Below are 1367 nucleotides of genomic sequence, written 5' to 3' on the forward strand. Positions count from 1 at the left end.
TCATAGGTTGGATCTTAAGAAAACTTGAAGTTGAACTCTGTTAATGATCAAATGGTTACGCCAATAATCGTTTAACCAAAAACAGAGTTCACATGCAGACTAACCAAGTTTCAAATCAATTAAAAGCCCTTATCTCTGAAAAACACCTCATTGAGCTTGCAAAAAACTCTGGATTTCAGGTTCGACACCGTTGTTTATCAATTGCCTCTTTACTCAAAGCTGTATTCAAAAGCTTATCTTGCCTGCAAGATGCTAACTTATCAGATATCCATCAATACCTGCGAACGCAGGCTGGTTGCACAATCAGTTATAAGCCTTTTCATAATCAAATTCGAAAACCCGCATTGACTGAGCTAGCCCGAGAACTCGTTATACAAGCAATGTCTAAATTGACTGTAAACACGCTGGAGAAAACTTTTTTTACTCAACGAGGAATACAACGCGTGTTATTACAAGATGGCTCTTCATTTGCTCTACATGATGAACTAGCTCAGGTTTTTGCTGGCCGTTTTACTGCTATAAGTCCTGCCGCAATTGAGTTGCATGTTACTTACGACCTATTTAATGAACACCCCAGCGAAATAGATATTCGTCCTGATGTTGAAACTGAACGAGCCTTTTTACCGGGCAGTCACACACTTGAAGATACGTTATTACTTGCTGATGCAGGGTATTTTGACTTAGATTACTTTGAGCAAGTAGCTCAAGGTGGTGGTTACTTTTTGGTCAGGGCAAATAAAAACATCAACCCAACCGTTACATCAGCTTATTGCGCGGGTATAGAACTCAAAGAGAAAAATATTAAACTCAAAACGTTACTCGAGAAATTTGCAAGCCAACCACTTGAATTAACAGTACGCTGGAAGAAAAATGGACCCGAGTATAGGCTTATCTATCTACCGGATGAAAAGCGCCCCGTTTTCCTTGTTACCAATTTAAATGAAGTACAGTTTAACTTTGACGAGTTACTCGATATATACGCGACCCGCTGGCAAATTGAGTTATTTTTCAAAGAGCTAAAGTCATGGAATAACCTTAAGGGATTTATCACACGAGATCCTCATATTGCCGAATCACTGGTTTGGCTGAGTATACTGCAAACACTTATCAAGCGTTTTATCTGCCATAGTGCAGCAACTATGTTTAAGTGTCCGATCTCGACATTTAGAGCGAGTAAATGCAGTTATCTTTGGTTAGATGATATTCTAGATTGCATAGAGCAAACACGGTGCAACCATAAGGTACACCGTGTACTTGAGCTACTAGCGGTAAATTGTAAGCGGCAACCCATTGAAAAAGATAACGACGTTAGCCGTTTTAAAATAGGAAGTTACGCGATCAATATCTCTTAAGAACTAAGCTATGAA

1 protein-coding gene is annotated in these 1367 nt (G+C 39.2%); it reads left to right on the forward strand.

Annotated elements, in window-relative coordinates; translation table 11 throughout:
• Window positions 1–92 precede the first annotated feature (92 nt).
• Window positions 93–1352, forward strand: coding sequence for an IS4 family transposase (locus tag CWC16_RS17770; RefSeq protein ID WP_138542505.1), 1260 nt, complete (start codon window positions 93–95; stop codon window positions 1350–1352).
• Window positions 1353–1367: the final 15 nt, after the last annotated feature.

It is taken from the genome of Pseudoalteromonas sp. S3776, assembly GCF_005886915.1.
GTDB lineage: Bacteria > Pseudomonadota > Gammaproteobacteria > Enterobacterales > Alteromonadaceae > Pseudoalteromonas.

Excerpts from the sequence above, each read along its gene's own strand:
- CWC16_RS17770 (WP_138542505.1), top strand. The coding sequence starts at position 93 with ATGCAGACTAACCAAGTTTCAAATCAATTAAAAGCCCTTATCTCTGAA.